The sequence below is a fragment of the Nitrosomonas sp. genome (genome assembly GCF_019752095.1).
GTDB lineage: Bacteria > Pseudomonadota > Gammaproteobacteria > Burkholderiales > Nitrosomonadaceae > Nitrosomonas.
In genome coordinates this window covers 63,435-88,186 of the sequence record NZ_JAIEMO010000032.1, presented here as the reverse complement: position 1 = coordinate 88,186, position 24,752 = coordinate 63,435, and the positions used below count along the sequence as shown (strand labels likewise).

At 47.1% G+C, this 24,752-nt stretch carries 19 protein-coding genes and 1 pseudogene; 4 read left to right on the top strand and 16 right to left on the bottom strand.

Annotated features, from left to right (window positions below; all coding sequences use genetic code 11):
- The 16 genes and pseudogenes from K2Q13_RS09900 to K2Q13_RS09825 form a co-directional block, all read right to left on the bottom strand.
- A pseudogene (locus K2Q13_RS09900) lies at positions 1 to 313 on the bottom strand (IS3 family transposase); the annotation flags it as partial.
- Positions 314 to 583: 270 nt separating this feature from the next.
- Positions 584 to 1,660 (bottom strand): ADP-ribosylglycohydrolase family protein, encoded by a 1,077-nt coding sequence (locus K2Q13_RS09895; protein ID WP_292920901.1) that lies wholly within the window; start codon positions 1,658 to 1,660, stop codon positions 584 to 586.
- Between the two features lie 309 nt (positions 1,661 to 1,969).
- Positions 1,970 to 3,091 carry a tryptophan 7-halogenase gene (locus K2Q13_RS09890; protein ID WP_292920900.1) on the bottom strand — a complete coding sequence of 374 codons (1,122 nt, stop codon included), beginning with the start codon at positions 3,089 to 3,091 and terminating at the stop codon, positions 1,970 to 1,972.
- Positions 3,072 to 3,488 carry a hypothetical protein gene (locus K2Q13_RS09885; protein WP_292920899.1) on the bottom strand — a complete coding sequence of 139 codons (417 nt, stop codon included), beginning with the start codon at positions 3,486 to 3,488 and terminating at the stop codon, positions 3,072 to 3,074. Before K2Q13_RS09885 ends, K2Q13_RS09890 begins: the two co-directional genes overlap by 20 nt.
- A gap of 14 nt (positions 3,489 to 3,502) precedes the next feature.
- Positions 3,503 to 5,806: a LodA/GoxA family CTQ-dependent oxidase gene (locus tag K2Q13_RS09880; protein ID WP_292920898.1), complete on the bottom strand. Its 2,304-nt coding sequence runs from the start codon at positions 5,804 to 5,806 to the stop codon at positions 3,503 to 3,505.
- 15 nt (positions 5,807 to 5,821) lie between these two features.
- On the bottom strand, positions 5,822 to 7,927 hold the full coding sequence (locus tag K2Q13_RS09875) for a tyrosinase family protein (RefSeq protein WP_292920897.1): 2,106 nt from the start codon (positions 7,925 to 7,927) through the stop codon (positions 5,822 to 5,824).
- A gap of 18 nt (positions 7,928 to 7,945) precedes the next feature.
- A complete protein-coding gene (locus K2Q13_RS09870; protein WP_292920896.1) occupies positions 7,946 to 9,628 on the bottom strand; it encodes a multicopper oxidase family protein in 1,683 nt (560 codons plus the stop codon).
- 196 nt (positions 9,629 to 9,824) lie between these two features.
- Positions 9,825 to 12,173 (bottom strand): hypothetical protein, encoded by a 2,349-nt coding sequence (locus K2Q13_RS09865; RefSeq protein ID WP_292920895.1) that lies wholly within the window; start codon positions 12,171 to 12,173, stop codon positions 9,825 to 9,827.
- Positions 12,174 to 12,299: 126 nt separating this feature from the next.
- The gene (locus tag K2Q13_RS09860) at positions 12,300 to 13,550 is read right to left on the bottom strand and encodes a hypothetical protein (protein WP_292920894.1); all 1,251 of its coding nucleotides are present in this window, start codon (positions 13,548 to 13,550) and stop codon (positions 12,300 to 12,302) included.
- Positions 13,551 to 13,573: 23 nt separating this feature from the next.
- Positions 13,574 to 14,404 carry an outer membrane lipoprotein-sorting protein gene (locus tag K2Q13_RS09855; RefSeq protein ID WP_292920893.1) on the bottom strand — a complete coding sequence of 277 codons (831 nt, stop codon included), beginning with the start codon at positions 14,402 to 14,404 and terminating at the stop codon, positions 13,574 to 13,576.
- The gene (locus K2Q13_RS09850; protein ID WP_292920892.1) at positions 14,398 to 16,755 is read right to left on the bottom strand and encodes an MMPL family transporter; all 2,358 of its coding nucleotides are present in this window, start codon (positions 16,753 to 16,755) and stop codon (positions 14,398 to 14,400) included. Before K2Q13_RS09850 ends, K2Q13_RS09855 begins: the two co-directional genes overlap by 7 nt.
- 46 nt (positions 16,756 to 16,801) lie before the next feature.
- Positions 16,802 to 17,383: a TetR/AcrR family transcriptional regulator gene (locus K2Q13_RS09845; RefSeq protein ID WP_292920891.1), complete on the bottom strand. Its 582-nt coding sequence runs from the start codon at positions 17,381 to 17,383 to the stop codon at positions 16,802 to 16,804.
- A gap of 354 nt (positions 17,384 to 17,737) precedes the next feature.
- Entirely contained in the window at positions 17,738 to 18,304 is a 567-nt protein-coding gene (locus K2Q13_RS09840; RefSeq protein ID WP_292920890.1) for a peroxidase-related enzyme, read from the bottom strand.
- Between the two features lie 273 nt (positions 18,305 to 18,577).
- Entirely contained in the window at positions 18,578 to 18,946 is a 369-nt protein-coding gene (locus tag K2Q13_RS09835) for a hypothetical protein (protein ID WP_292920889.1), read from the bottom strand.
- Positions 18,947 to 19,058: 112 nt separating this feature from the next.
- On the bottom strand, positions 19,059 to 19,742 hold the full coding sequence (locus tag K2Q13_RS09830) for a Crp/Fnr family transcriptional regulator (RefSeq protein WP_292920888.1): 684 nt from the start codon (positions 19,740 to 19,742) through the stop codon (positions 19,059 to 19,061).
- 200 nt (positions 19,743 to 19,942) lie between these two features.
- A complete protein-coding gene (locus K2Q13_RS09825) occupies positions 19,943 to 20,950 on the bottom strand; it encodes an NAD(P)-dependent alcohol dehydrogenase (protein WP_292920887.1) in 1,008 nt (335 codons plus the stop codon).
- 425 nt (positions 20,951 to 21,375) lie between these two features.
- On the opposite strand from K2Q13_RS09825, the gene K2Q13_RS09820 reads away from it, so the two are divergent.
- Genes K2Q13_RS09820 through K2Q13_RS09805 form a run of 4 tightly spaced genes read left to right on the top strand, consistent with a single transcriptional unit; the run spans position 21,376 to position 24,751 of the window.
- Positions 21,376 to 22,218, top strand: a complete 843-nt coding sequence (locus tag K2Q13_RS09820; protein ID WP_292920886.1) for a phosphate ABC transporter substrate-binding protein — start codon at positions 21,376 to 21,378, stop codon at positions 22,216 to 22,218.
- Complete coding sequence (pstC, locus tag K2Q13_RS09815) at positions 22,172 to 23,050, top strand: phosphate ABC transporter permease subunit PstC (protein ID WP_292920885.1); 879 nt, start codon at positions 22,172 to 22,174, stop codon at positions 23,048 to 23,050. Before K2Q13_RS09820 ends, pstC begins: the two co-directional genes overlap by 47 nt.
- Complete coding sequence (gene pstA, locus K2Q13_RS09810) at positions 23,043 to 23,909, top strand: phosphate ABC transporter permease PstA (RefSeq protein WP_292920884.1); 867 nt, start codon at positions 23,043 to 23,045, stop codon at positions 23,907 to 23,909. The genes pstC and pstA overlap by 8 nt, the downstream gene beginning before the upstream one ends.
- Positions 23,906 to 24,751 carry a phosphate ABC transporter ATP-binding protein gene (locus K2Q13_RS09805; protein ID WP_292920883.1) on the top strand — a complete coding sequence of 282 codons (846 nt, stop codon included), beginning with the start codon at positions 23,906 to 23,908 and terminating at the stop codon, positions 24,749 to 24,751. Before pstA ends, K2Q13_RS09805 begins: the two co-directional genes overlap by 4 nt.
- The last annotated feature ends 1 nt before the right edge of the window (position 24,752 follow it).

The following is a 24,752-nucleotide window of genomic DNA, read 5'->3' as shown; positions in this document are numbered from 1 at the left end:
GCATGAAAGCCGCTCTTGGATACATCAAGCACTCGACACATGAGCGTAACTGAGTATATTTGTCGCATCGATTCAATCAGCACGTATCTCACGACTCCTTCGCGAAATATGTCGCACACTTTTTTATGAAGTCACCTTCCATCTTAACTTCAGCTAATTCACGCTTTACTCTGGATAATTCTAATTCAAGCTCGGTAAGTGGTCTCTGGTGTTTGCCTACCGTAACGAGTTCACCTTGTTTATTCGCATAAACCCAATTCTTTAATGTCCCTTTTGGTAGCGACAGTCGTTTGGCTGCTTCAGTCAATGGTAATTCACTTTCTTTAAAAAACCTTACTGATTGTCCCCAAAATTCCTGACGGTAGCATGTTCGCAGAAATTTTATCTTCGTCCTCTATTTCATGCTTTCATTTTATGAAACTTTAGATTCCATGAAAATCAGCATACCTTAATTGTAGTCGAATTTTTCTGAAAGAATGGCTTCATGGCTCTATCGCGGAAGAATCTTACTCAACGATAAACAGGTCCACAACTAATCAGATGACCTGTGAAAGTTAGCGGAGCAATGATGATGAAAACTGATCTATTCAATACTTGCAGCAAGATCGACGGCAAGTTTCTCTAGGGTGACTGATTCTTCTAGACCGTTAATGAATCGTTCTGGGATGTTCGATAAACCAGTTTGAGCGCCTGTCAACGCGCCGGTAAGAATCGCGCGCGCCTGGTTTTGTCCGCCGCCGTTAACCGCATGAAGTACGGCTGATTCGAAGTCATTATGAAAAAGGGCTGCCAGATAGTAAGCGGCCGGCAGCTGATGATAAATGGCGCAGGGCATACCGTATACAATGGATACTTTCCATGCTGGCTCGATACGGATTTCAGGATCCACCGCAGCTGTCGCCATGTATGACGGCGTGAGCAGAGCATCCGGCGAGGCGAAACGGCCCGCATGGGGTGGATCCGGATCACCGGGCTGCGGATTTTGCAGATTACCTCGCGTTACGACATGAAAAGGCAATCGGCTATTCTTGGTTAATGTCATCAGCTTGCTCGAAATCTCCGTGTCCAGTTTATGTCCCTGAACTAAAAGGCTCAGTACGGCGCCGTATGCAACCGTCATCGAGACGATAGTTTCATCGGACTGTGTGAGTAGGGTATTTTCGGTAATGGCTGAAGCAAGTTGTTCGGGATGCAGCGCATAACGCACCGCGATGGCAAGCGTGCGTTCTATCGCTTCGGTGGTGTCTGCATTGCTGCCGGTTTGTTCCCAGGATAACTTCTGTTGCACGCGCTGCTGCCAGACTTTACGAATGGATTGACTGGTATATCCTCCGGGCCCGCAGACAGGTGTTCCGTCCAGTAACGGAAACAGCGTTTCATCCATGCGTCGGCAAAAGTCGGCCTTGTCATAGCCATTACACTCAATAAGCGATCGTAGCATCAGAGTCAGGATGAAGCCGGCCTGCGATAATTGACCGGCTTTCAGGCCCGGATGATACCGGCCGGGTTTGGGGTCCGTATAGCTGTCGATCCATGGCCCGTAATCACGATGAAGTTCATCAAGATTGTAATACCAGTGCGGGCCAAGTGCCAGAGCATCTCCGATAAAAGCGCCCATGATGGCGCCGCGGGCTCGGTCTTGAAGGCTAACATTTGACATGTGTAACTCCGTTATTTATAGCTGTTCAGTTGATGTTTCTTATATTTCTATTTTCTGCGTGAGGTAAGCTGACGCGCCACGATACGAAGAAGCTATTAAAAATAGCCTAACAGAATTTCAGGGTTGCTAAAAATACTATTTGTATTAATTGTGAGCCCATAACTTTATTGTGGAGCAATCCCCCCAGCGATAAACAAACCAACAATATTCAGATGGTCTTATTGTGAAAGTTAACGGAACAGTAATGAGGTCAATTCTAAGGTTTGACCTATGATTCACAAAGGCAGTATTTTTCTCATAATACGATACTTACGTCAGCTTCATTCGGTGTCGTCGTTGCCAGAATGGCGCTTCCGGCCAGCGCTGTTCACGTCGATAATAGTCTTGCCAAGTTACAGAGTAATTATCAAACTCATTGCGCATCAGCGTGAAATATTTAGAAAAACCCATTGTGTCGTTTCTCAGATAGTAATCAGCGATGGCATAGGAAGCGTACAATGCCGATCGCAGTGCTTTGACGATGCCTTGCGACGATAGCGGATCAAAACTTGAGATAGCATCACCGACAGCTACAATTCCGGGAGGGTAGGTACCTGTAAAGCAGCGCGATGATGCCGGGAAAATTATCGGTTGCGTCAAGGGAAAGCGTGTGTCAATGCGCTGCTTGATATGTTTTGTCAACGAAAAGTAATGCAGCCAGGTTGACCTGTTGGCAATGCTTAGTTGCCGTGCGATATCCACATCGGTCATCAACATGGCGATCCTTCGATGACCTGGAATGGCGGCGGTGTACCACCAGCCCTGATGGCATGCTTCGATCACGGCAGCTTCCTTATCGAATAACTCCGGCTGTTGCGTCTGGTGCTCAAAAAATACCGCGCATCCAATTAACCGATCCAGTTTGCGCGGCGCGCATTTTAACCAGCGGGATACGATCGCCGCATGACCGCTGGCATCGATGACATAGCGGGCCGAGAATTTTCCTGTATTACCGCAATCAATGAGCCAGCCATAAGGGCTTTCGGCAAGTGAAAATGCCCGCGCGGATATGCTGGCGGTTCCCCGACGAATTGCTTCTGTCTTAAGCATGGCGTCAAAATTTGCGCGATCCAATCGCCATCCGGTATTGTAAGCGTGCAGAAAAAACTCATTACTTTCAAGTCCGCTGTTCCCCCATGCGCTTAACGTTCGGAAAGCCGGGCTATGTGCCGCATTCTCGAAAGCGGTTGCTACCCCTAGATGATCAAGAAATGGTTTTATGGGAGGCGGGACCGATTCGCCGACACGGAAATGAGCGGATTTTTCTATATCCGCGATACAAACACGGGCATCAGGCATGATTTCGCGAAGCGAGATTGCCGCCGCTGCGCCAGCGGGGCCGGCACCGATGATGAAGACGTCGAAGCTTGCGTTAGTCGGTTTTGACGGCATAAAACGATGCAACCACACCAGCGGGAGACACCGTGCCCGGCTCGCTGCCGGAATGCGGGATGGTGCGAATCACTGAACCGACAATCGCAGGCCGTTGTTGGACGCCATTTGGCCAATGACTGATTAAATAACCTTCGTAATCGTAAATCCATTGTTCGCCATTGACGATGCCTGTTCCCTGAAAGCGGATTCGCATCGGTGTGCCGTATTCGCGTGAACCTTTTAACGTCAGCGACCATCCCGGACCGCCGATGACGCCGTTCAGTAATTGCATTGCGTCTTCATTGATGGTGATAGTTCCCCGGCCAAATTCCAGATTGTTGAAAGCTTGGTTTACCTCTGGGTTGTTCAATAAGCTACGGTAAGTCCAGTTGCCGGTAAACGGGTTGTCATTCATGGAAGTCTCCTTGATCAAGTATTCTTAGCGGGATTGATGATGGCGCTGGGTTGCGGATCCGGTGCGGCCAGTTGCTCGCTGCCATAGCGCTCGATGCTGTAATAACGATTATCAGGGCCTGTTGATGGTGTGCTATCGATATCAGATAGATACGGATTGCGAATGATGAATCCGAGCTTCCACCAGTCTTCCACCATTTTTAAATCGCCGGCGTAGGTTTGTTGGATACCCCGGCTCCAGGTAGTCCATGTGGTGACGGGCTTGCCGTTCTCGAAACCGGTTAATTCGTTCGATTGCAATGGCCTGTGCGCGGGCCACCACAACGTATCCCACATTTTTTCTTCGAGCTTGAGCCGTTGGTCATTGTCGTTATCGGCATTGATGGTGTTCCAGTCGGCGTACGTGATGTTGATGGTATTTGTGGTGCATTCATTGAAGTCCGCTTGCCACGGCAGCGCCATATATTTGGTCAAATCACCGGGTTGCAGGCCTGCTCCGAAATTATTATTGTGGCTGAGTGTGTTGTCTATACTGAAACTCAGTTCTTCAATCACGCTTGTCGGTTGCCGATTCGCATTTGCCTGTGCCGCGGATTGCAGAAAATCCGCCACGTGACGATCCGCCTTGATGCGGTACGATGTCCAGTAAATCGAAGGATTGCGCATGATCCAATTCAATTCGCCGCCGGGACAAAACGCGCCGCCCAGTACGTTACTCAGTACGCCGCGATCCAGTTTGCGTCCATTTTCGGGCGGGGTTGTCGGGTAGGGGAAAAATACCGGGTACTTTTTCCGATCGATCCAGCCCTGTTCCATTTCGTTGATGAACCGACCTTCAGCCCATTGTTTAAGGATGAACAATTGATAATCGGTTAATCGCAGGAATTTGGTGACGACTTCGTTGGTCAGCGGATTATCGCCGCATAATAATGGCATCAATGGAAGGTTATGCACTCGGCTGCCGACTTTGTCTTCCAATTTGAATTCGTTATCCTCGCCGTTGCGGCGTAGTAAGTCGAACAGAAATTGCCGCATCGGTCGATAGGGATCACTGTGCTGATCCTCAAGGGGTTGCTGGGTAGCGATAAATGCTTCACCCTGACTGGCATCGCGGGCAGTCGGGGAGATATCAGCCGATTTCACACTCGTGCGCTTTTGCGCATGGCCCGGTGTTCGCCCGAGCTTGAACGGATCAAAAGTACCGCGCTGTTCCTGATCATGCGGGAAATTGGATTGCGCCAGAATGTTGCTCAAGTACAGAAATTCATTCGGTCTGAACAAAATTGGCCAGATATCGCGGTAAAACCAGGGTTTGAAGTCTTTGTTCCAGGTCAGCCGGCTTGCTTGCCACTGGCTCAACGCTGTCTGATTCTGGATTGGCACGGTTTCCGGGCAGTCGAAACTTCCCAGACGGCCGTATAAGCTGGTGTCGTATGCGAATTCGCGCAGAAATAAATCATATAGTACCTCGTCTATGGTAATCATGTCATGGATCTGCGGCACGAAGCGCGGATAGCCCACCACTACCCACGCCGGGTATTCCACATCGATATAGCGTACCGCGCCTACTTGATCGGAATACATCGCCAATCGCGCCATCACCGGTCCGTCGGAGACATCGTCATACCAGCCGTCGTTGTTAGCGTAGTGCGAAATATGCGGCTCGCCCGGCCCGGATTTTTCACTGCCGGAACGACCGAATCCGCCCAGTACGAGCAAGCGGGCGTTGTCGTCAGTCAGAATCTCGCCGAGCGTATCAATGTCGTAGGGTGTTAAGCCCTGCGGCGGGAAAGTGGCTGCGTATACGTTGTTACCGGAGCGGTCAAAGCTTGCATGGCGCAAATTGGTGCTGTTGATGATGCGCGGGCCAGGATCGATAATTAAGCGGTCGCGATTTTCAATTGATGCGTTGCGGCGTGGATGATTGTCTGCGTAGCCGTGCTCGCCGGAGCGAGTATTGAATTCGTACCAGGATGCTTTCTTATTTGCCAAATAGACGCGCCATTGGATATCGATCAGTTTGCCGTGATTGCCGCCGCCTTCGACGGCGTCGCCCAACTTCAGTGGACGTCCATCCGGTGTCTCGTCGTCGTATACGAACACTTGGAATCGGGCTGCCTGGCGTTTGATCCGTCCATTTTTGTCTTTGAAGTTTTTTACCAATACTGGGCCACTGAGATCGTCGGACAAAATGGGGTTGCCTTTGGTGTCGCAAGCGTGGGGTAACCCGGCAGGTATTTCGGGTGCGAGATAGAATTCGGTTTCGCTGTTACCCAGGCGGGCGATGCCGATGCCGGGGTGGATTTTATAGGTTGCCACGAAAATCTCCTGTAATCAATCGAGAAAATTCAATGAAACGCCTTCCAGTTTGAGCAGATCGATATCTTCCTCGTAGTCGGCGCCAATCACGATCAAGGTGATTTGTAATTCACTAACGCCCGTGGCCAACAGTTTTCTGGCGCATTCGGTGACATCGATTCTGTGATTGCGCGGCGTATTGTGATTGCGCGTGCGGTGATCGTAATCGCGCGTTCTGGGCGGTGGCGTGTCGCAATGGCCGGGGCCGCCGTAGCATGCGCCGTGGCCGAAGATTGAGAGATAGCCGGCGAAATGCGGATTGCTTTGCAATGGTGTTTTCGCGTTCGCTCCTGGTTGATTCAGGAATGCGCGGATAAAGCAGGAACGCGATAATTGCGGCACCCAATGCAAGCGGACTTCTGCTTTGCGGAATCCTTGTGTGAGGTCATTAACCGGAATCGGCTTGGAAATGATGCGTCCAATCGGCGCGTTCAGTCCTATCGGGATAAAATGAGAGCTGCGAACATACTCGTAACCAAAACGCGCTGCGTCCAGCGTATCGCGCACAGTATAATTCCATGGCGACAATATAGCGTCCAACTCTACCGGTGTGGCGCTGGGATTGAGCCGCTGCCATTCCCACCATAATCGGTCCACATTGACATGAATCGGCCAGAAAATCGGATCGTAGGAAGCGGTCAGGTTGCTGAACATATCGCCATATTGCGGCTGACTGTACATATCGGAGCGTGAGTGGAAACGACGTCCACCCGCCTGCACCATGGTGCTGCGCTGCTTGGCGATATCGTTCTGTGGTGACTGGAACGAGGTCATGCTGTTTCCTTCGTACGACTTGCCATTTCCGTAATAGGGATTCATGCCACCTGTCCAAATATGCATGGTGTTATGCGGATTCTGATCGAGAAACCCGAATGAGGCGTCATAAATGCTGCCGCCGCCGAAATCACGAAAATTGTTCAGGCTCAGTATCTGCTGGATGTCATTGGCGGATGGATAGTGGTAATGAATCGCTTCGTTGATGGTTTTGCCGCCATATTCCGCCGGAAAGCGCAACGGATACCAGAACGGATTGGATGCCAGTAGCGCGTCGATCATGTGCTGCCGGTTGGCGTCCTGCGGTTGCGGTGTTACGTGCTGGTAGCCGATGGTGTTGTAGACATAGCGGAAAAACACGCTTTGTGATGTAAAATGCTGTTTTTGCTTGGCCAGTTGCAGGAATGCGTGTTTTTGTGCAGCGGAAGGTCTGGGTTTTAATTCGGTGACCAGTTTTTCCGCTTGTTCGAGGGTCAAAAAGGCTTGGAATGATTTAGGAATAATCCTGCCATTCTGCGCGCATTCCGGTCGGTATTGCGGCATTACCCAATCCCAGTATGGCAGCATGATATCCGCATCGAAATCCCGCAGATCTTGCTCAAACTCATAAATATACGCCCGATGCCAAGCAAGAAAGCGTTCCCAGCCATGCTGGCAGTGATTCTGGTGGATCAGTGCCTGGTTGTTATAGCTGCGAATATCTTCTGGCCAATCGTTGAGGCTATACAGGTAGTGGAAAGCATTGCTCAGTCGTTTGAGTTCGTCTTCGTTTAGGCAATCGAGATTGCTGCGCTGACGCAATTCACCGGGGCGGCTGGGTGTGCGCGTGCCTTTTGCGGCCAGATCCAGCTCGACGATTTCGTGCACCGATAGCCGGGTTGGCAATGTTTCGCATTGCTGTATATCGGCAGTGATAGCCTGCATGTGGTCATCCTCCGGGCACCCATCGTCGATCCAGTTGCTGATGAATTCGATATCTTCCGGCGATACTGCTTTACCGCCCCACGGTAAACGTGGAAATTGCGAACCGTCGAATGGTGTTTCTCCTTTCAACCCGCGTACCAGCATTGATGCGGCACCGTGAGCCGGGGTGCTTTGATTGACGTCTTGCCCGCAACAGCTTTTGATTTTCTCCGCTTCCGGTGCAACTAGGCGAATGCCGTGAATGAACGCTTCTTTGAGCTGTTTAGCGCCATGATCCCAAAACCGCCCAATACCGTCATAATCAACGGAGCTACCTGCGGCGGCTTCATTCAGGATTTTGCGGATGCGGTCGTACCGCGTGATTCTGGCTTTTCGAATCGGCATCGCGAGTTCTCCTGACGATTAATGGCTATGTGCAACCGGTATATTGACTACTTCTTGGACTTCCATCATACCCAGATCCTCGTGATCGAGAATGTGGCAATGTATGACAAACTTACCGATATAGGCGTGGTACTGCGTATATATATTGGTTACTGTCGGGCCTTGTACCAGTAGCGTATCTTTCCAGACCATTTGCGGTTTGCCGTCCGGGCCTGTGCGTTGCCATTGGAACGGATTGACATGGATGTGAAACACATGCGGGGTCGGCGGAATGCCGTTCGGAACTGCAGCAGGGTCGCCGACTGTGGTGAGAGACCACATATCGACGGCGCCCAATTCCAATTGACGGACATGGTCGGGATTAAACGCGCGGTAATTGACTTGAAAGTAGTTCTTTTTCCCCGGCATATCCTGACCGAGCTTAAAAGCGACTTCTTGTACACCCACAGCTTTTTTACTTAAGTCGAGATTGCCAAAAGGCGCCAATGCAGCCATTTCCTCGCTGGTTGGCAAAGCCATATCGTCGGCCTCGTGGGTGATTTTTAGGATGGCCAGCAAATTTTCCGGTTCGTCGGCTTGTCGCAGTGATTTGAGACTGGAAACCGGTTGATCGATGATGCGGTATTCTCCCGGAGTCATGCTGGCCTTGACTAAGACATCGCTGCGGTAGCCGGGCTGCAAGTCGATCGGTGTTCCGGCTTTCCAAGTGTCGATACGTCCGAGATAGTTCCCATCCAGCGCAATTTCATGCAAATCGTGTTTTTCGACCGCAAATGCAATGGATTCGCGAAAAGCAGTATCAATCAAACGCCAGCGCTGTACTTCGCCACGTTTCATGGTGATGATTGGAACAATCTGACCGTTGATGGTGATACGTCGTTGCGAACATGGCCAAGTATCCTTGTTGGCGGCAGTATTGCAATCTTTGGGTTGGGATGGGCCGGGGAACAGGCTGGTGATGTTGTTCAGTTCCCCCTTTTGATTATATAGGGTGGTTTGCAGCACGAAGATTTTTTCGTTGGCATTGGCGGCCAATAGTGCTTTTGGCGTGGTGATTGGATTGTCCTCGATGACAATGGCACCTGCCATACCGCTGCCGACCTGAATTGACGTCGAGCCGTGCGCATGAGCGTGATACCAGTAAGAACCGATCGGATGGTCTTGCGGTAATGTGACTTCGTAAGGAAAATCGGTTTGCGGCGCAATGGCCAACAGCACATTGTCGCTATTGCCGGTAGGTGATACGTGTAAGCCGTGGAAGTGCACATTAGTGGTATTGAAAGACGCCGGAATGGTATCCAGATAGGCGTTTTGGTTCTCCTGATCGAATTGCGCTTGAATTTCGTTGGGCGATTCTTTCGGTAATCGGTTTTTTAGCAGTAAATTGATGACATCTCCCTGCCTGATACGCAAGGTCGGACCCACCAGCTTACCGTTATAAGCGCGCAGTTTTACGCCACAACCCGCAATGCTGGTGGTTTCGGGATCGGTATACTGTACTGTCAGTTCAGTTTCTAGCCTGCCATTTTGTGGATGCAGTTCGGGCGGGTTTTGGAAAGGCTGCTTGCCGTATTTATCAATGTCGATCGGATGATAGCTGCAAGGAGAATGAATTTTCCCTGCTAAGGCGCTCGAGCTGCCTAATATTAGGATGCATAGGATTAATAAATTGCATATTTCTTTTTTTTGCGACTTATTCATAACAGCTCCTTCTATGAAAAATATTGATAAGAGTGCTTTCGTACGCGCTTATAACATGACAATTTTATTTCTCATGTTACATGAAGAAATACTTAAGAGCTATTGATTATAATTAATAAAACCTAATTCTTGTCCAATTTTATGATGAATTGCTCCAATCTTGGCATGCAGTTTAAAAACAACGTAAATTAGTTCTTCAATGACTGGCTGGTTTGGGTACTGGAACAATTGTCGCCGATGATGATCTGGATTGTTTGTCCATAGAAGCTTTGGTGTCGGATTCTAAATTGTTTACAGATTGGGGTGTATCCGAAATCTTACTTTCTGATCTGGTGTTATCAAGTTTAGCTTCGTTTTCAGTGTTGGCTTCACTTTTTTTATCCAAGCTTTGTTTTTGTGTTTCTCCTCCAGTGCTTTCGTTGAAGTAACCACTATTCCAAAAATATAGGATGCTACCCAGCAGTAATATGAGAAACAAATAGAGTTTCCATGGGCGTTCCTTTTCAGCATAAGGATCGACCAGCGACCGCTGAGCGCCGGGTGGTAAGGTGGCTGTTTTCGTTAGTGAAGCGCCGAAAGGGATATTAATAATGGCACGGGTATTTACCGCCCAGCCATTGCCATCCAGTAATGGTGCTAGGTTGCGTTTGCGCAGCTTGAGAAATGCAAGGATAACCGATGGGCCGGAGATCAAAAGAATCAATCCAAGAATTACCAATGGCATTTTCCACCAGACTAAGCTGATGAAACCTGTAACGACGGATGCAATCGCGGTTCCGATGGCCCCAATGGCTAGGCCAATAGCCGCAAAAATACCGACAAATTTCCCGATATCAAATGGCGCAGGAGGTGCTTTGCCTGCATCCGCTGCTTGTGCGGTATTTGCTATGCCGGAAGCGGCCTGATCCTGCACTGCTTTTTCCCGGGCGCTGACTATTTTCTCGATCTGCTCACCGATCATTTTGCCAATCCGTTTATACGGATACCAGAAGGCCTGTCGGACACTGATGGGGTGTTCAATAATTTTTACGATTGTTGCATCCCAGTCTTGGCCTTTGCGGTCATAGAAAATACCGTTTCGGCCCACCATCAGATTGTCTGCATCGCCATTCGTGAAGGCCGCTACGATATTCATTTTTTTACTATCATCGCCCCTTCGCTGACACTCGCAATAGGCCAGATAAATACCGCTTAAATTTGCCATGCTGCTGTGCTTGTTGATGTCTGCGACATGCAAGCAAAAATCACAGCTGCGGCCATCCAGATAGAGTGATCCAGCCTGAAAAATTGCCTTGTTCTGGGCCGTGTAAAAATCATGAAAAGACACGAAATTATCCAACAGCTGAAAAAGATGGCAATGAAAGCGAATTAACTTTTCCACCGAATTGATGGCATCCGCAGTGCCGGAGTGTGACTTGTCGTTCTGGATCAGTTGCATGATTTTGTCATGATACCCACCCGTCAGGATGGCGCGAACACGCTTGATTCCTAGAGATTCCACAGCAGCCCCACGCTTGGCTCTCAACCAAGCCTGATAAGCAGAGAATTTGTGGCATAATTCCTGCCAATCTCCATTGCTTAGGTTATCTTTATTTCCTAACAGTGGAACGAAAACCTTCCTTTTAAACTCAGTCAGCGCTCCAGTCCAGGCAGGATTAATCCCGTTTTCGAGCGGAAGCGGTTTTTTCGCTTCAACTTTTGCCAAAGGAAAAGCAGCAACTTCTTCAGAATCTGCCGACAAATTTTTGCTGGTCAGCGCTTCATATTCCGCTAGCGCAGGATTCAACGGATCACTGGCACGCTGATCAAATTCTGCCAATCTGCAGCGTGTAAAATAATCATCAATTTTAACCTTAACCCTATCGAATGCTGCTTCGGCAGCGTCCGTTTCGTCGCCCAGCAGCAAAATGTTGATCGAATCCTTCTCCGCTTCTCGCCACCATTCAGAGAAAGCGTTTGCTTCAATATAGAATTGTTTGACTTTTTCTTCAGAAATACCTGGTAAACCCGATCGATCTTCATCTGATCCGACACAGCAAATGATTTCTTCGATGACAGTTTGAGTACTGGATTCTAACGCGGTACTTGAAGGAATAATGCCATCCCCGTTGTATTTTGTGCTGGCAAAAATCTTATTCAAGTCTGCTGTATCTTCAACGGTGATTGCGGGTTCTTCGCCTTTGCCGATATTGAGCAATATTTCTTTTGCTGATGCCAGTAACAGTGCACCTTCTGCCGTGTCATTATTGATAGCGTTCAAAGGCAGGGAATTTGATCCGCGGATTATATCTTCCGGATTCTTTAGCAGTGAGGTGGTCCAATTCACAGCGGCAATGATCTCTGGGACGCGTATATGGCCATCATTATCGGTATCAATGAATTCGAGTGTCTTCGCATCAAATTCCAGATTATTGGTAGGGCAACTCAGTGCTGCCCAGAGCTTAGGGTCGAGCTCGCCAAGTGATGTTAAGTCAGCGCTTGAGTTTAAGTGAACTTGATCGAAACCGCCGGAGCGGAAAAAATGCCATTGATGCAAAATACTCATGATTTCCTTTAGTTGTAGCTGTCTGTTTTAAGACAATTAATAACTTTAGCAGACTACATGGACTTTGTTGTCAAGGCAAGGTTTTGGATATTGACCTGGGGATAAACTTTGTTCGGCCTGTTTGGGTTAAAAGAACCTAGAAATCCTGAGGGTAACAAAACTGTCCTGCACGAAAAAAGAGACGGGATTTTTAGGAGCATCTTCAAAAAATGCTTGGCCAATAAGCTCGATTTTCATGCGTTCACCGAGTCGGCGCTCAGCTTCAACACGCAAGGTTGCTGGCCCATCCACAACATCAGTTACAAAGCCCGCAAGAATGGATGAATCTTGTACGTCATTAAAGGCGAGACGCGTGCCAAGGAAAATGTCCTTGTCATAAATTGTAGGAAAAATCTGTCTACCCCGAGTGTCAGAAAAATTCAATTTATCTCGGCCATCATATAGTCCTTCCACAATGAGACCCAGATCGATATCACTTTCGGCAACCTGGAAGAATGTATACTCCAGACCGGCTACTGCAGCAGCAAATGTAGTTCCCTGTCCTTCACGGACGATCCCTTCAAACTTCCAAAGCCAGGCATCGCGAGTAAATTGAAAATCAACGCCTGCCTGAGTCATTACAGAGTAGTGTGGTATAAAGCCTTGACCGTCAGACGATAGGATCAGAGAAGGCTCACGATTTGTACCGCGAAAGACGTGTAACCCGATATCAAAATCACTCAGAGTATGTGAATAACGCAGGGCAATATCAGGGTGCCATTCTTTAGCGCTATTTTCATAAACTGCAGCTCCTGTGTCAACAGGAAGCGGCGTTCTAAGTCGTCCATTACGCCCCGCAAATGTTCGTTCACGAAACAGTGTCATTAAAAAGAATTCAAATCGCCCCACACTTGTTTGGCGAGCTATTTGAAACATCGGTTGACCAAGAAAGGCTTCTTCATCAATGTCCTCAACAGCATCAATTTGGTTGATTACATTAACCAGATGGCGAGATTCTGTAACACCCCAGAATACACGTGTGGCACCGACGAGGAATTCCCAGTCGCCTGCAATCTTTCTCCAGTTTGCTTCTCGGATATCGAAATGCGTTCGTTTGTCGTCTACTGTATCTACGCGAATGAAGGGCGTGAATTTCAACAGGGAATCGCGGGCAGCGCTCCGCCAACGATATTCTGGTTCCAAAAAGCTTGAGAACTGTGCACCTTCAACCTGACCGGGTAACAATGATTTATCAGGAAATCCGCGCACTTCTAAAGCAACCTGACCGCTAAAGTCAAATGATTGTGCCGACACGGTAGATGATTTGGAAAGAAAAAAAACAGCAAGTGCCCAAATTAGGAAATTCATCGATAAAAGACGTTTTCGTAATTTTTCCATAGCACTTGCTAAGTTCGCACTTTCTATCGCTGACGCGATAGTGCTCCGGTAACAAAGTCACCGTCTTTGAGGCCTAAATTGAATTTATAGTCCTTGTAAAAAAGATTGGTACTTTTACCTGTTTGATGATTTTCCATGCGCCACACATGTGCTCGCCAGAATTTATCATCATAAAGTTTATAATCCTCGAACAGTTGGGTTTTCAGCAGGCTGCCTTTGCGATCGTAATATTCAATCTTTCGCGCTTGATAAACGGTCTGATCAACCCATCCAATTTGCTTGGTATAACCGGAATCCTTATAGCGTGGCCGGCGCTCAACAACGTCACAGTTCAGTTCTCCACAAGGTTCTTCACGCAACCAGGTATATTCATATTTTTCAAGTTCCTGGCCGGTGATATCTTCAAAAGCATACTCTGAGCCGACAAATGGGCCGGATTTGTTTTTTGATGAGATACGTTTCACACGTTTTAGCGCTGGCAGATAGAGCCATTGATCGTCTGGATCCAATATTTTGGCGTAAGAAAGTAGTGCCGTACCTTCAATGTCTGCGGGCGTGAAAAAAACGATAAGATTTTTATCACCGACAGATTCATCCGGAAGCTCAAGTGTCGAGATTTCAAGTGTGCGCCGGGATTCTGCGCCTGCGGCATTTTTCAGCACCATTTCAAGCTCTACTCGGCTATCACCAAAGCCTCGATCTGAACGGTCGTTACGTGCAGCAACATCAAATCCCTTTTGATCAAGATCTTCTGCGGCAACAGGTAAATGAGCGAAGCTTGTCAGCATGAGAACGCCTGCTAAAATCACATGGTTAAATGGATTAAATTGCTTGAGTCTTTTCAGTCTTAACATAATGAACTCCTTTTTTTAGGTTGAGCGCGTAGCATGAGCAGCGCTGGTAACAACAACAGATCTACAATCAAGGCGATAATAATAGCCAGTGCTGTCAACGTTCCCATATCAGACGTAATCTGGAATGAAGAATACATGAGAACACTAAAGCCAAACGCCAGAATCAGCGCATTGGCCACAACCGCAGCCCCAACGGTATCAAAGGTGTAGCGAATTGCATCCTCAACGGAGAGCGCTAACTCTTCACGAGCACGCTGGTATTTGGTAAGGATATGCACCGTGTTGTCGACGATAATGCCAAGAGAAGTAGCGGATACCGTCGCTGCAGCCATACCCACTTCTCCTACTAGCAACGCCCATACACCGAACGTCATAATGAGGGGCGCAATATTTGGAATCAAGCTAAGAAACCCGAAGCTAAAGCTTCTCAGCGTGATTATCATAATAAGGGAAATCAAAATGACCGCGACAATGTTGCCGCCAATCATGTCCTGTATATTGCGCTCGGAGATAAAGGAAAAAAGATAGGTTGCGCCAGTTCCATACACTTCATTCCCTGGTGAACGTGCATTCCACCAGGCATCAATATCTTTCAGGAATCGCCGCGTCTCTCCTGTGGTAATTTCATCGAGTGTGACTGAAACTCGAGTCGATGACTTGTCAATGTCTATGCGGTCATTGAGGTCCAGTCCGTAAGGTAATGACAATTCATAAAGCAGCAGATATTGCGCAGCGAGCTCACGTTCCTCTGGGATTTTATAATAGGCCGGATCGTCGGCATTCATGTTCATGCTCAGCCGCCTGATGATGTCCGTATACGAGTAAACATGGCGTACCTTTGAATATTCTCGCAGCCAGATCGCAAAGTCATCCAGGTCTTGTAGATATTTAGGCTCACTGATGGCACCAGGTTCTCCAGCAGGTACGGAGTACTCCAGAATATAAAGTCCTGTCAGATGATTGATAGCAAACTTCGCATCACCACGAAATTCTACTCGATCGTCAAAGTATTCAACCCATTGATCGTTCAAGTCGATTGTTGGTATGGCGGAAGCCAGGCCAATGAAAAGGAGACCGACAAAAACTAGCGTAGCACGTGCTCTTGCAATAACGAACTCGGCAAGTTTATTGATTGCTTCCTGAAGCGGCCCTCGAGATTTATCTGAATAGGTTTGTACATTAAATGGCAAAAGTGCTAACAAAGCCGGCAAAAATGTAAGCGAATAAAACCACGCGGCAGCAATGCCCACTGCTGCAATATTTCCCAGGGCATTGAAAGGAGGCGCATCGGAAAAATTGAGTGCTAGAAAGCCGATAATCGTTGTTAAGCTGGTAATTGAAACGGCTAGAAAATTGACCCGCATACTTTCTTTGATGGCCGCAATTTTGTCATCGCCTACACGCATACGCTGCACCATCGTAATCAGTATATGAATAGAGTCCACAATGGCCAGCGTTAGAATGACAACCGGTGCACTGCCCGAGAATGGCGAAATGGTGATGCCTGCCCAACCCGCAAAACCCATCGCGGCCAGTGTTGCAAATGTAATAACGAGTACCGTTGCAACGACACCGGAAATGTTTCGTATGATGAGCCATGTGATAACAATCAGCACTAGAAACATTGGCCCATAGAGTGTTTTTGCATCATTTATTGTGGCCTCAAAAAAAGCATTATTGAGTGCCGAAATACCTGTGAGTGCAATCTTCAGGTCTGGATAACTTTGTTCGAATTCAGCTACGAGTGCGTGCGCGAAATGAATGGCTTCTGGTAGTTCGCCCAAGCTTTTTCCCGGGTATTGCAGCGTTACATTGATGCCTGATGCGCCACGATCAAGTGCAACAAGACTACCCGCAAGCAAAGGCTCGTTAAGTGCGATATCAACGCGCTTAGCAATTTCTGCCTGTGAAAGATTTGCTGCATCTTCTATAAGGTCCTCAACAATCAAGTCGTCATCGATGGCATAGGTATGCTGAAAATTGGTGATTGAATCGACCCGTATTGCGAATGGAATGGTCCAGGCTCGGGCCGTAAATTCTTCAATAGCCTGAGCAACAAAAGGTTGATCAATCGTGCCTGAATAAGGCTTAAAAACAAAAAGAAAATTGTCATTTTTCGTATATGTTTCTTCAAATTTTTCAAATGTGAGCAGGTCAGGATTTTTATCGCTAAAAAAGACGCGATAATTATGTGAAGTCTGAATCTGCATCAATCCAGCGGCAAAAATTAAAAAGACAACAATTGCAAAAAAAATTGTCTTCACGCGATTTTTAATGACAAATTCTGCCCATTGAAGTGCGAAACGATCCATTTTGTTTAATTGTTTAGTTTTGCTTTCAATTGCAGCCACTATAACCTCCGTTTAAGATCGATCGATCTTAATTGTGCAAATTTTTTTAATCTAGCTGTTCAAGCGTAGCAAGTATGGCTTCTTCTATTGTAGAAAATGAAATTCCAGCTCGAGACAGCGCGGCTAGGCCGTGAATTGTTGTTGCCATCGAAATGGCTACTCTTTTGACAGGAAGATCATTCCGGACTTCTCCGGCTGCAACAGCATGAGTGAGCGCTCTACCCAGTGCTTCCTCCAGTTTTTTAAAGTTGCCCAACACCATATTTTTGAGTTCTTCATCTGTTTCTGAAAACTCAATGGCCGTATTGACCAGCATACAACCGTTACGTAGGCGTCCGTCTTTATTCATTTGCAGGATGTTTCCGAAAATGCGCTCAACTTCAGCACGTCCAGCATTATCATGGTCAAGAACACCGAACATCTCGTCTGCTATTTTGAGACAATATTTTCTAACAGCAGCCTTAAAGAGTCCCTCTTTATCCCCAAACGCAGAGTACAGGCCAGCATGAGCGACACCAGTATACTCAACTAGATCGCGCACAGAAGTTTCGACATAACCCTTTTTCCAGAATAAATGCATAGCTCTGTCCAGAGTTTCATTAACATCAAATTCACGTGTTCTAGTCAAAACGAACTCCAATCACATAATTTCTTCAATAAGATAGGCTACTATAAATTTGCGTGAATGAAAATACTCTACTGTAGTTTCGAGAGGAACACCTTCGAAAACATCCGTAGGTGTCAGATAATTATTATTTTAATCTCTTCCGGGTTTAATTCCTCGCCCCTTGGGGCGAAGGCTGGTTGAAAACCAGCAGTCTGAAGAGCGCTTTTAATACCTCGCTGCTTGCGGCGGGGTGCTTTATTACTTTACCGTTTAGCTTGTTTTGGTGGGATTTTCTATAAACAAAGCAAACCTCAGCAAAATTACCCTCAACCCATAACCTCTGTGTACCCTGATAGCCATAAATAATATATGGATTCATTTCTTTGAGATCTTCTTAACAAACCCTTCGTCAATATTTATTTTGGTTGCATTAGCTAAATGATTGTAGAAAACGCCCATACCTGACATGGCAATAATTTCCATAATTTCTTCATCATCAAACCCCAGCTCTCTTAAGGCCAGGAAATCCTGTTCACTTGATGAGTGAGAGTCTTTTGCGAGTCTAACAGCAAAATCTATGGCGGCTTTGTCCTTAGGGTCAGCCGTATCTGCCGTATAGTTATTAATTAGGCTGTCAATTTGTTCAGGTGTGACGCCTATGCTTAGACAAAATGCGTGATGTGCGGCTTCACAGTAGTGGCAGCCCTTTAATGATGAGATCGCAACAAAAATCATTTCTTTAAGTTGACGTCCTACCCGACCACTCGTCAGTATATGATTCATTACTGGCCAGATGCCTTTTAACGACTCAGGTGAAATACCCCATACTCGGAAAAAGTTCGGTGTAAAGGGCGCGTTAAGCGCTTTTTTTATCTTGATGAAGGTTTCTTCAATTTCAGGAGATACAGAAACATCATCAACAATTGTACTGATAGTTTTCATTTTTAGTTTCCTCTTAAGCCTTTATTGAAAAAATAAAGGGCTATGTAACAATTAACTGTTAATTCATACAGTACTCTAATGACAAATGACTTTTTGATTGCCATGAAACGACATAACCAATTGTTTATAAGTAAATCGTTAGATTCTATAAGTCATTTTCAATAATCAGTTGTTACATAGCCAAATAAAGTGTATTTGTGATTTTCTTGCTTTAGCGGCCATTGGAATGGCCGCATGTATAAAACTCTAATACTGATTACAGTTTTCCATTCTTTAAGAATTCTTTTTATCTCTTGATACACCTTGATAATCAGTGAGCATACCGACCACGATAATAATCAAACCCACTGCGATATAAAAATTTCTTGCAGTCTCTTCATCTGCAAAACCCAGGATAAAGGGCAGGGCAATGAGCGAAGGGCCAACTAGACGCTCAATCCAACCGTGAATGGTAAATGGAATTAGCTTAACTACACCAAAGGGAAAATCAGAAGCCAGTGTAACCATCAAGTGGACTGCAGCCAGACTGTAGGCAAGCATGGCTGGTAGCTGACTTAATCCTAATAGTGTAGGGGCGAGTAAAAAAATAAAAACGGTCAGAAAATCAAGATAACCGTGCATACGGGGTGAAATAACTTTCATGTGAATTCTCCTTGGATTAATTTGTGATCACTCCATAGTCACCACGTTCAGTACATTAATACAGTTCTACTACTAAAGTCTGTTAGCTAGAAAACACAAATGCAATTACCACTTAAAGATTAATGAACGCAGCATCATTAATGCAAATCTGTTCGCGCGTATAGTCCAGCATTCCGCGGCTCCTAAAATCATTCAAGATTGTGCTTACCACTGAGCGACTGGCACCTACTAAATCCGCCACTTCTTGTTGGGTTAAATGAATTTCCAATGCATATCCATGAGTGCACTTTATTCCAAATATTTCAGCTAATTCTAATAATGTTGCTATGACACGAATCTCAACGGGTTGTGTCAGAACAGTGCGAAGCTTGCGTTCGATTTTCTGCTTGCGAGCATATATCTCCTCAAAAACATGCCATGCCAACTCTGTTTGATGAGACATTAATGCTCTGAAATCGCTTTTTGCTATACGATAGAAATTAACTTCTCCCAATGCCTGTACAGTCTCTTCTACTTCTGGGCTGGCAGAATTATTCCAAAAGCAACCAAGGACGCCTCCTTTCCCAAGAATAGTAATGGTAACTTCAATTCCCTCTTCTGTTATTTGAGAGAGCTTAACGATGCCACTTTTTATCCAAAAGACATCCGAACAACGATCGCCCTGGCGGTAAAGAAAATCTTTGTGCGAAACATTGATTTCCTTGATGGAGGGATAATCTTTTTGTAATTGTTTTAAATCGCATTCGAAAAATGCATTAATCAAATTAGATTTTAGATTGTTCTCTATTAATGTCATTGATAGCTCCATTTAATTCATGTTGTGCTCGGTATTTAGGTCTGATCAAGGTGCCACCGTTTCTTACGCTCTCCTGGTATTTTTTAACTGGCTGAAAAATATATTTCAACATTAGGTTCTCTCTTTCTGATTCAGTCATGGAATATTGCAAAGTCCAGAGTAGTCTATCGTTGACGTCTCATATTTTTTAGGCGAATTGGCTACCGATCTAATACTATTCGATATCTAGCCTTACCAGAACGAAGGTGTTCTATGGCATCGTTGACTTTATTCATCGGATAATGCTCGGTCACTGGTGCTACATTATGACGTGCAGCAAACTCAAGCATTTTACGGATGGTTGCAGGGCTGCCGACCGGTGATGAACTAACTGACAATTGGCCAAACATCATTGGAATAAGATTCAGATCCAAAGGATCTGTGACTGCACCTAACATGTGTAATCTGCCGCGTGGTTTGAGCAAACTAATATAGCTATTCCAATCAAGCCTGACGTTGACGGTCGAGAGCAACAAATCAAAGCGGTTTGTAGTACCTTTGATGGCTCCCGGTTTACGCGAATTGATCGTGTCGTGAGCTCCAAAATCCAGGGCTTCTTGCTCTTTCGCTCCCTCTGAAGTAAAGGCAGTGACATGACAGCCCCAAGCTCGTGCAAATTTGATGGCCAAGTGTCCCAAGCCACCAATCCCGATTACACCAACGCTGTCTGTTGGCGAAATACCGAACTGCACCAAGGGATTAAACACCGTTATTCCGCCGCAGAGTAATGGGCCTGCGATCTTGGCATTCAGGGCATCAGGTAGTTTAGCAACACTCGTGCTATGCGCGCGGACTGTATCGGCAAACCCGCCGTGACGACCGACAATTGTGGACTCAGCACTTGAACATAAATTGTGATGTCCGCCGAGACACTGGTTGCAAGTCATGCAGTATCCTGCGTGCCAACCCAAACCGACCCGATCACCCACTGAGAAATGTGAAACGTGGTCGCCGATTCTTGAGATCTTTCCTATCACTTCGTGTCCTGGAACTAAAGGAAATCGCGTCATGCCCCATGCATCATCGAGCATACTAAGATCGCTGTGGCAAATGCCACAGGATTCGACCGCGATATCTACTTCTTCTGGGCCAATTAATCCTAGTTCATACTCAAAGGGTTCTAAGGCACCATTGGCTTTTCTGGCTGCATATGCATGAACTGTACTCATTTTTAAACTCCTCTTATTGTTAGCCAGGTTCTTTGTTGGGATTGGACTGGCCAATCGATTTTTGCTTCGGAAGTATCCAGTACATATTACTATTTTCTGAAAAGAAAGGTGGCAATCCGCAAATGAAAAAGAGGAAGAGAAAGTAGACCGTCACCAAGTTAACCGTTTTACGCTGCTTGGCTGCATGCTGGTTTCTTGCCCATTGCATTATTTTGGCGTGCGCGTGCTATCAACTATGTATGGTCGAATAAGCAACCAATTGGAAGTAATTGGTTGATGCCGTGGCTATTATGATCGATACTGATAATGCTGGTGCAGCAGTAACCGCATGGTATGGCGATATCTGGATTGCTGCAAAATGGACAGTAATCCAGATCATTGAATGATAGAAAGTAAGCGACAAAAGACCGAGTGAAAAAATAGAAATGCCAAAAAATTTACAATTGCTATTAGCCTACGGGTTTTTTATTATTATTGGGGTAGCTTGTGTCTCATCATTGCAAGCGCAAACAAAAGCCGCTACGCAGCGTTTAGTTTTAACCGGTTCAAGTACCATAGCACCTTTGGTCGGTGAAATCGCACGGCGGTTTGAATCGTTGCACCCAGGCGTGCGTATCGATGTACAGACAGGCGGTTCTGCGCGTGGCATTCACGATGTGCGTAAAGGAATTGCGGCCATCGGCATGGTGTCGCGCGCATTGAAACCGGATGAGGTGGATCTGCATGCGTTTGTGATCGCACAAGATGGCGTTAGCATCATCGTGCATGCTGATAATCCGGTCAGAACACTGAGCCGGGAACAGATTGCAGGTATATATACGGGCAGGATTATGCGCTGGAATGTTGTGGGTGGCGCGGATGCTCGCATTACCGTCGTAAATAAAGCGGAAGGACGATCTACGCTGGAATTGTTTTCAGAGTATTTGCAGCTTAAAAATAGTGAGATCAAACCGCACATCATTATCGGTGATAATGCGCAGGGCATCAAAACGGTGCTTGGAAATCCACACGCCATTGGTTACGTATCAATCGGTGCGGTTGAATTTGAGGTGCAACGCGGTGCGCCTATCCGTTTATTGTCATTAGACGGCGTGGATGCTTCGGCGGAGAATGTCCGGCAAGGTATTTTTCCGTTGTCGCGTCCGTTGAGTTTGGTAACCTCCAGCGAGCTGCATGGCTGGGCGCAACAGTTTATCGAATTTGCCCGTTCATCGCAGGTGCATGATCTTGTCAGAGCGCAATATTTTGTTCCGATTAATACTAATTGACAAGCTGCTGATTGGTATTCTGCGTATAGGCGCAATGCTTGCAGCACTGGTGATGCTACTTATTCTGTTTTTCCTGGCCCATGAATCCTGGCCTGTTTTGTCAAAATTATCCATCGCACGTTTCATCAACGATGCGTCCTGGCATCCGCTGGAAGGTGCCTACAATTTAATGCCGATGCTGTCAGGTACGGTGCTGACAAGTGTTGGAGCGTTACTGCTGACCATCCCATTGAGCTTGGCATCCGCATTATTTATCGTATTTTATGCGCCATTGCATCTGGCAACGTTTTATAAGCGCTTAATAGAGTTGCTGTCTGGCATCCCTTCTGTGGTTTTTGGGTTCTGGGGATTGACGACTTTGGTACCGCTGATCAACCAGTGGAACCCGCCCGGTGCCAGTTTGTTGGCTGCAATACTGGTGTTGACAATGATGATTCTGCCAACAATAACCTTGACTGCTTATACAGCACTGGCGGCGGTGCCGGAGGAGTTGCTGCGTAATGCGGCTGCGCTGGGATTATCACGCTGGGGGATGATCAGAGGCGTTGCATTGCCAGCTGCAAAAACCGGAATTGTCGCCGGAATTATTCTGGCAGCGGCGCGTGCGCTCGGTGAGACTATGGCAGTGTTAATGGTGGCAGGTAATGTGGTGCAATATCCGGAAACGTTGTTTGACCCAGTGCGCACACTGGCAGCCAACATTGCACTGGAGGCCGCATACGCCATGGGGGGCCACCGTGCTGTTCTGTTTGTGTCAGGGTTGCTTCTGATGCTTTTGGTCATGGTGCTATCGGGTATGGCCGGATTGCTGAAGAAGCAGCGTTATGCGTGAAACAACGCCTGTTCATACGAGGAAAGTTTTACGTGATCGTGGGGTGCAGTTATTGATTTATGCATCAGTTTTACTGATCAGCACGGTTTTTATATGGATATTGGCTGATCTGGTTCGAGGCGGCCTTGCCCACCTTTCCTGGGAATTTTTGATGGAATCTCCGCGCGATGCTGGGCGGACAGGGGGCATTGCGTCCATATTGGTTTCCACGTTACTAATTTTGTTGGTGGCAGTGCTGACAGCAGTGCCGATTGCATGGACCACTGCGATACTGCTGGCGGAATTTATTGCGGTTGACAGCGCTTTCGGTAAAGCAGTGCGATTCAGTCTGCATGTATTGGCAGGAGTACCTTCGATTGTTTTCGGGCTGTTTGGAAACGCTTTTTTTAGTATTTATCTGGGATTGGGTTTTTCTATTTTGTCGGGTGGTTTGACGCTGGCGTGCATGTTATTGCCGATTCTGGCGAGCACTGCAGAGGCAGGGCTTCGCACCGTGCCAAATGCTTACCGCATGTCAGCATCTGCTTTGGGTTTGACGCGCACTGCAACACTGGTTCATTTGATACTTCCGGCTGCCGCGCCGGTTTTGGCCGCTGGGCTTCTGTTAGGGATAGGACGTGCATTGGCGGAGACGGCGGCTTTATTGTTTACCAGCGGTTATGTAGACCGCATGCCGGATTCCCTGCTGGATTCGGGACGTGCGTTGGCGTTGCATATTTTCGATTTATCCATGAACGTGCCCGGTGGAGATATGCCAGCTTATGCTTCAGCGCTGGTGCTGGTCAGTCTGTTATTATGCATTAATATTCTGGCCATGAAATTTGCCTATGGTCTGCAACGCAGGAAGATCAGAACATGAATTCCAGTCAATGTACTGATAAATCAGATACTTTTACCCTGGGACCGCTTGAGGCAGGGCCAGTTTGTTGTGATCCACAACCCGCGATTCAGGTAAGAAATTTGTCCTTGCTGTACGATGGCAAGGCCGCTTTGGATAAGGTGACGTTGGATATCTTTCAAGGCTGTATTACTGCGTTGATTGGGCCCTCTGGTTGCGGAAAAACCAGCTTTCTTTCTGCAATCAATCGCCTGACAGATCTGATACCCGGTTGCCATGTGACTGGGAAGATTCTGGTGCACAATCAGGATATTCATCATCCTGACACGCATGCGCAGACATTGCGTCGCCAGGTCGGGATGGTGTTCCAGAAACCCACACCTTTTCCGCTTTCCATCCGCCGCAACCTTTCGCTACCACTCAATGAACATGGCATCACCCAAAAAACAGAAGTAGCGGCAATCACTGAGCATGTGCTGCGAGATGTCGGTTTATGGGATGAAGTTCATGATCGCCTAGATGCATCCGCGCTCAGCTTGTCCGGTGGGCAGCAGCAACGCCTTTGCATTGCACGCGCGCTAGCGTTGAAACCACAGATTTTGTTGATGGATGAGCCCTGTAGCGCGCTTGATCCGCTTGCATCCGGGATCGTGGAAGACCTGATCTGCCGTTTGCGCGGCCGTTATACCATCGTTATCGTTACGCACAATCTTGCGCAAGCGAGACGCATCGCCAATTATGCGGCTTTTTTCTGGGTCAGTGGGCGCGCCGGTCAGCTGATCGAATTTGGCCGCTGTCAGCATATCTTTGAATCACCCAGTCATGAACTGACGGCCGCTTATGTAAATGGAGTAAGAGGTTAAT

What these genes read in the sequence shown, in the direction of transcription:
- K2Q13_RS09860 (WP_292920894.1), bottom strand. Translation starts at nt 13,550, where the DNA reads ATGGAAAAATTACGAAAACGTCTTTTATCGATGAATTTCCTAATTTGG.
- K2Q13_RS09870 (WP_292920896.1), bottom strand. Translation starts at nt 9,628, where the DNA reads ATGAATAAGTCGCAAAAAAAAGAAATATGCAATTTATTAATCCTATGC.
- K2Q13_RS09875 (WP_292920897.1), bottom strand. Translation starts at nt 7,927, where the DNA reads ATGCCGATTCGAAAAGCCAGAATCACGCGGTACGACCGCATCCGCAAA.
- K2Q13_RS09830 (WP_292920888.1), bottom strand. Translation starts at nt 19,742, where the DNA reads ATGACATTAATAGAGAACAATCTAAAATCTAATTTGATTAATGCATTT.
- K2Q13_RS09825 (WP_292920887.1), bottom strand. Translation starts at nt 20,950, where the DNA reads ATGAGTACAGTTCATGCATATGCAGCCAGAAAAGCCAATGGTGCCTTA.
- K2Q13_RS09840 (WP_292920890.1), bottom strand. Translation starts at nt 18,304, where the DNA reads ATGAAAACTATCAGTACAATTGTTGATGATGTTTCTGTATCTCCTGAA.
- K2Q13_RS09890 (WP_292920900.1), bottom strand. Translation starts at nt 3,091, where the DNA reads ATGCCGTCAAAACCGACTAACGCAAGCTTCGACGTCTTCATCATCGGT.
- K2Q13_RS09820 (WP_292920886.1), top strand. Translation starts at nt 21,376, where the DNA reads ATGCCAAAAAATTTACAATTGCTATTAGCCTACGGGTTTTTTATTATT.
- K2Q13_RS09885 (WP_292920899.1), bottom strand. Translation starts at nt 3,488, where the DNA reads ATGAATGACAACCCGTTTACCGGCAACTGGACTTACCGTAGCTTATTG.
- K2Q13_RS09805 (WP_292920883.1), top strand. Translation starts at nt 23,906, where the DNA reads ATGAATTCCAGTCAATGTACTGATAAATCAGATACTTTTACCCTGGGA.
- K2Q13_RS09865 (WP_292920895.1), bottom strand. Translation starts at nt 12,173, where the DNA reads ATGAGTATTTTGCATCAATGGCATTTTTTCCGCTCCGGCGGTTTCGAT.
- pstA (WP_292920884.1), top strand. Translation starts at nt 23,043, where the DNA reads ATGCGTGAAACAACGCCTGTTCATACGAGGAAAGTTTTACGTGATCGT.
- K2Q13_RS09895 (WP_292920901.1), bottom strand. Translation starts at nt 1,660, where the DNA reads ATGTCAAATGTTAGCCTTCAAGACCGAGCCCGCGGCGCCATCATGGGC.
- K2Q13_RS09835 (WP_292920889.1), bottom strand. Translation starts at nt 18,946, where the DNA reads ATGAAAGTTATTTCACCCCGTATGCACGGTTATCTTGATTTTCTGACC.
- pstC (WP_292920885.1), top strand. Translation starts at nt 22,172, where the DNA reads ATGATCTTGTCAGAGCGCAATATTTTGTTCCGATTAATACTAATTGAC.
- K2Q13_RS09855 (WP_292920893.1), bottom strand. Translation starts at nt 14,404, where the DNA reads ATGTTAAGACTGAAAAGACTCAAGCAATTTAATCCATTTAACCATGTG.